We start from the raw sequence: 5,538 nt of genomic DNA on the forward strand, positions 1-5,538 counted from the left end.
CCTGGAGGCGGCCCGCGCCGCCGGGGCGGCCGGGGCGGCGGCCTGCTGCGCCTGCCGCTCCTTGGCGGCGCGGGCCGCCTCCAGGACGTCCTGCTTGCGGATGCGGCCGCCGACGCCGGTGCCGTTGATCGACGCCAGGTCGACGCCGTGCTCGGTGGCGAGCTTGCGGACGAGCGGCGTCACGTACGGGCCGTCGGACGGCGCCCCGGCGGACGGCGCGGCCGGCTGCTCGGGCACCTGCGGTGCGGGCTGCTGCGGCGCCTGCTGCGGCTGCTGCGGCTGCTGGGCCTGCGGGGCGGGCTCCGGCGGCGCGGCGGGCTGCTGCTGCGCGGGCGGCGGCCACGCGGCGGGCGGCGGGGCCTGCTGCGCCTGCGGCTGGGCCGGCGGGGCCTGCTCCTGCTGCGCGGCGGGCGCCTCCCGCGGCTTCTCCTCGGCGGCCGGAGCGGCGCCGCCGGACGGCGCGTCGCCCTCGTCACCGATGATGGCGAGTTCGGCGCCGACCTCGACGGTCTCGTCCTCGGCGACGGTGATGCTGGTCAGGATGCCCGAGGCGGGCGAAGGGATCTCGGTGTCGACCTTGTCGGTCGACACTTCGAGAAGCGGCTCGTCGGTCTCGACGCGCTCACCCTCCTTCTTCAGCCAGCGGGTGACGGTGCCCTCGGTGACGCTCTCGCCGAGCTGGGGCATGGTGACGGAGACCGGCATGGCTCTCAGCGACTCCTTCGAAGAAATGAACCGTGCGGCGTTCAGCCGTGCACGTGCAATGGCTTGCCGGCGAGGGCGAGATGTGCCTCGCCGACGGCCTCGGATTGTGTCGGATGGGGGTGGATCAGCTGCGCGACCTCGTCGGGGAGGGCCTCCCAGTTGTAGATGAGCTGCCCCTCCGCGATGAGCTCGCCGACGCGCGCGCCGACCATGTGCAGGCCGAGGACGGGACCGTCCACGGCCGCGATCACCTTGACCTCGCCCTGCGTCCCCAGGATCTTGCTCTTGGGGTTGCCGGCCAGGTCGTAGGTGACCTCCTTGATCGCGTGCCCGCGCTCCCGCGCCGTCGCCGAGGTGATGCCGACGGAGGCGACCTCGGGGTCGGAGTAGGTGATGCGCGGGACGCCGTCGTAGTCGATCGGCGGCGGGGTGAGCCCGCCCAGCCGTTCGGCGACGAGGATCCCCTCGGCGAAGCCGACGTGGGCCAGCTGCGGCGTCCGGATCAGGTCGCCGACCGCCGAGATCGTGGGGACGCTGGTGCGGCAGTACTCGTCGACCTTGACGAAGCCGCGCTCGGTCTCGACGCCGGCCTCGGCGAGCCCGATGCCGTCCGAGACGGGGCCGCGGCCGACGGCGACGAGGAGCAGTTCCGCGTCGACCGTCTTGCCGTTGTCGAGCGACACCGAGACGCCGCCCTGCGTCGTCTTGGCGCCCTCGAACCGGGTGCCGAGCTCGAACTTGATGCCCCGCTTGCGGAACGCCCGCTCCAGCCGCTTGGAGCTGGACTCCTCCTCCAGCGGCAGCAGGTGCGGCAGGGCCTCCACGATCGTGACGTCGGCGCCGAACGAGCGCCACACGCTCGCGAACTCGACGCCGATGACGCCGCCGCCGAGGACGACGACGGAGCCGGGGACGTGCTCGAGCCGCAGCGCGTGGTCGCTGGAGATGACCCGCTCGCCGTCGATCTCCAGGCCGGGCAGCGACCGCGGCGCGGACCCGGTGGCGAGGACGACGTGCGCGCCCTCCAGCGCGCGGACCGTTCCGTCCTGCGCGGTGACCTCGACGGACGTCGGGCCGGTCAGCCGCCCGGTGCCGTGCACGACCTCGATGCCGCGGCCCTTGATGAGCCCGGTGAGGCCCTTGACGGTCGTCGAGACGACCTTGTCATTGTAGGCGTTCACGCCGGCGACGTCGATGCCCTCGAACGACGCCCGGACGCCGAAGCGGGCGGCCTCGCGGGTCTGGTCCGCCACCTCGGCCGCGTGCAGCAGCGCCTTGGTGGGGATGCAGCCCCGGTTGAGGCAGGTCCCGCCGAGGGACTCGTCCCGCTCGATGAGCGCGACCGACTTGCCGAGCTCGGCGGCGCGCAGCGCGCACGCGTATCCGCCGCTGCCGGCACCTAGGACCACGATGTCGAAGGGGCCGCTGTTGGCCACTGGACGCTCCCTTTCCCGGTTCTGGCGCCGCGTGGGCCGCGGCGCCGGGGGCGGGGCGGGGCGCTCCGGTAACGGGCCCCCACCGCCACGAGAAAACCTATTCGCTTGTTCGTCCCGGCCGCACCGGGTCGCCGTCAGAGGGTCCCTGCGGCGAGGTCCTCGGCGAGCTGCACCAGCGTGCGGGTCGCGGCGCCGGTGCCGCCCTTCGGGGTGTAGCCGTACGGCTCGCCCTTGTGGAACGACGGGCCCGCGATGTCCAGGTGCGCCCACTTGACGCCGTCCTGGACGAACTCCTGGAGGAACACGCCCGCGGTGAGCATGCCGCCCCAGCGGTCGCCGCTGATGTTGGCGAGGTCGGCGACCGCGGAGTCCAGGCCCTTGCGCAGCTCGGCGGGCAGCGGCATGCCCCAGGAGGGCTCGCCGGCGCGACCGGCCGCGTCCACCACCTTCTCACGGACGGCGTCGTCGTTGGCCATGACCCCGGTGGTCCGGGTGCCGAGCGCGACGAGCTGCGCGCCGGTGAGGGTGGCGACGTCGATGAGCAGGTCGGGGCCGTCCTCGGCCGCGCGGACCAGCGCGTCGGCGAGCACGAGGCGTCCCTCGGCGTCGGTGTTGAGGACCTCGACGGTCTTGCCGCCGTAGATGCGGATGACGTCGGACGGGCGCTGCGCGGTGCCGCTCGGCATGTTCTCGGCGGCGGCGAGGTAGCCGACGACGTTGACCTTCGGGCGGAGCCGGCCGATGGCGGCGAGCGCGCCGAGCACGGCGCCCGCGCCGCCCATGTCGGACTTCATCCAGTCCATGGCCTCGGACGGCTTGAGCGACAGGCCGCCGGAGTCGAAGGTGATGCCCTTGCCGACCAGCGCGAGCGTCTTGGCGGCCTCGGGGTGGGTGTAGGAGAGCCGGATCAGCCGCGGCGGGTTGGCCGAGCCCTGCCCGACCCCCACCAGGCCGCCGTAGCCGCCGTCCACGAGGGCCTTCTCGTCGAGCACCTCGATGGACAGGCCGGTCTCCCCGGCGATCCGCTCGGCCTCGCCCGCGAGGTCCTCGGGAGAGAGGTGCGACGGCGGGGTGTTGACCAGGTCGCGGACGAGCTTCACCGACTCGGCGAGGACGCGGGCGTGCTCGAGGGCCGCCTCGGCGCCGAACCCGCCGTCGGCGGCGAGGAGCGTGATCTCCTCGACCGGGCTCTTGTGCTCGCCGGTGCGGAAGGAGTCGAAGGAGTAGGCGCCGAGGAGCGCGCCCAGGGCGGCCGCCTCGAGCTGCTCGGCGTTCGCGACGGGCAGGGCGACGGCGGCGCGGGCGGAACCGGCGAGCGAGCGCAGGGCGGCCCCGGCGGCGCGGCGCAGGTCCTCGGCGGAGGGGTCCTCGCCGAGCCCGGCGGCGACGATCACGGGGGCGGGCACGGCGCCGAGGGTGGGCACGCGGGTGATCTCCCCGGCCTTGCCGGTCGCGCCCAGCGCGCCCAGCGCGGCGGCGAGCCGGCCGTCCAGGGCCCGGTCCAGCGCCTCGGCGCCGGCTGCCGGGGCGACTCCGTCCCCGCCGGGCGAGACGCCGATCACGATCGCGTCGACGTCGAGGCTGTCCGGGGCTGCGCTGTCAAGGCTGATGGTCGTCACGTAGCCCGATGTTAGTCCTCTCACGGGGCCGGTTCGTCCTCTGGGATCAAAGGTTCGTCCCGGTTCATCCCGCGGCGAGGACGATCAGCGCGCCCGTCCCCGCGATCTCCACGAGCGCGCCGAGGACGTCGCCGGTGACGCCGCCCAGCCGCCGGACCGCGTGCCGCAGCGCCGCGAGCGCGGCGCCGAGCCCGAACACCGCGGCGGCGGCCGCGAGCAGGGCGCCGTCCGTCCCGCCGGCCGCCGCCCCCGCACCGGCGGCCGCCGCGAGGACGGCGGCGGTGGCGGCGAGGGCCGCGCGCCCGGGCACGGTGCCCGCGACGAGCGCGCCCAGCCCGCCCGGACGGGCGGACGGCACGGACGCACGGCACGCCCACGGCAGCGCGAGCCGCCCGGCGACCCCCGCGACGAGCGCCGCGACCGCCGGATGCGGCGCCGACGCCAGCGCCGCGACCTGGACCAGCAGGGTCAGCAGCAGGGTGACGACGCCGAACGGGCCGATGTCGGACCGCTTCATGATCTCCAGCGCGGCCGCCGCCGGCTTCCGGCTGCCGAGCCCGTCGGCGAGGTCGGCGAGGCCGTCCAGGTGCAGCGCCCGGGTGACCGCCGCGCTCGCCGCGACCGCCAGCGCCGCGCACAGCGTCGGGGCGAGGCCGAGCGCGCCGCCCGCGAGCAGGACGAGCGCCGCCGCGCCCCCGGTGACGGCCCCGACGGCGGGGGCGAGCAGCATCGCGGTGCGCGCCGTAGCCCGGTCGAACCGGCCCTCCCCGGGGAACGGGACGACGGTGAGCAGCGTGACGGCCAGCCGCAGTCCCGCGATCACGGCAGCTCCGCGACGCGGCCCGCGACCACCAGCGCCGCCTCCTCCGATTCGGCGGCGAGCCGCTGGTTGAGCAGCCCGAGCGCGTCCCGGAACGCCCGTCCGGACGGGGTGTCCGGCACCAGCGACAGCCCCACCTCGTCGCTCACCGCCACGACCCGCGCCGCGGTGCCGCGCCACGCGGCGACCAGGGCGTCGACGCGGGGCAGGACCCGGCGGACGGCGTCCGCGGGCTCGTCCCACGCGCCCGCCTCGTCCATCGCCGCCGCGAGCCACGTCCCGAGGCCGTCCACCAGCACCGCGCCGGCCGCGGATTCCAGCACGCCCGCGACGTCGGTGGTCTCCGCGGTGCGCCACCGGGCGGGACGCCGCCGCCGGTGCGCCTCGACGCGCGCCGCCCACTCGGCGTCGCCGTCCCGCGCGCCGCCCGTCGCGACGTACGCGACCTCCGGGCAGGCGGCCAGCCGCAGCTCCGCCTCCGCCGACTTGCCCGACCGCGCCCCGCCCAGCAGCAGCGTGCGGTGCGGCCCTCCGGGCGGGCGGAGCCAGAACCCCAGGCGGCGCTCCAGCTCGGCCGGGGACCGGACGCGGTGGTCGACGTGGACGGCCGCGACGCGCGTCCCCTCCGCCACGGCGCCGACGCTCCGCAGGTACCCGAGGTGCTCGGGGGCTCCGACGAGGTCGAGGAGCGCCGCGTCGTACCGGACGTCCGGGGCGGGCTCGGGGCGCGCACCCGGCCCCGCCGCCACGAGCACCCGTTCCCCGGACGGCCCGCGCACGTCGTGGCCGCCGGGCACGTCCGTCCGGGCGCAGTCCGCCCACGGCACCCCGCCGACCGTCGCGGCGAACGGCGCGTACCGGACGCCGCGGGCGCGCAGCGCGCCGCACGACGCGCACCCGCACCCGTCCTCAGGCCACCCGCCCGCCGCGGCGGTTCCGCGGACCTCCACGCCGGCCC

The 5,538-nt window shown here is 76.6% G+C and carries 5 protein-coding genes; all 5 read right to left on the minus strand.

Annotation, left to right across the window (positions count from 1 at the left end; genetic code table 11):
* On the minus strand, positions 1–705 hold a 705-nt coding region (locus DMH08_RS38230), incomplete at its 3' end, for a biotin/lipoyl-containing protein (protein WP_199748213.1).
* Between the two features lie 41 nt (positions 706–746).
* Complete coding sequence (gene lpdA / locus DMH08_RS38235) at positions 747–2,141, minus strand: dihydrolipoyl dehydrogenase (RefSeq protein ID WP_125621118.1); 1,395 nt, start codon at positions 2,139–2,141, stop codon at positions 747–749.
* Positions 2,142–2,275: 134 nt separating this feature from the next.
* Positions 2,276–3,760, minus strand: a complete 1,485-nt coding sequence (locus DMH08_RS38240) for a leucyl aminopeptidase (RefSeq protein WP_026405689.1) — start codon at positions 3,758–3,760, stop codon at positions 2,276–2,278.
* Positions 3,761–3,824: 64 nt separating this feature from the next.
* Positions 3,825–4,583: an adenosylcobinamide-GDP ribazoletransferase gene (locus DMH08_RS38245; RefSeq protein ID WP_026405690.1), complete on the minus strand. Its 759-nt coding sequence runs from the start codon at positions 4,581–4,583 to the stop codon at positions 3,825–3,827.
* Positions 4,580–5,530: a bifunctional adenosylcobinamide kinase/adenosylcobinamide-phosphate guanylyltransferase gene (locus tag DMH08_RS38250; RefSeq protein WP_026405691.1), complete on the minus strand. Its 951-nt coding sequence runs from the start codon at positions 5,528–5,530 to the stop codon at positions 4,580–4,582. Before DMH08_RS38250 ends, DMH08_RS38245 begins: the two co-directional genes overlap by 4 nt.
* Between the last annotated feature and the right edge of the window lie 8 nt (positions 5,531–5,538).

The organism is Actinomadura sp. WAC 06369 (assembly GCF_003947565.1).
Lineage (GTDB): Bacteria > Actinomycetota > Actinomycetes > Streptosporangiales > Streptosporangiaceae > Spirillospora > Spirillospora rifamycini.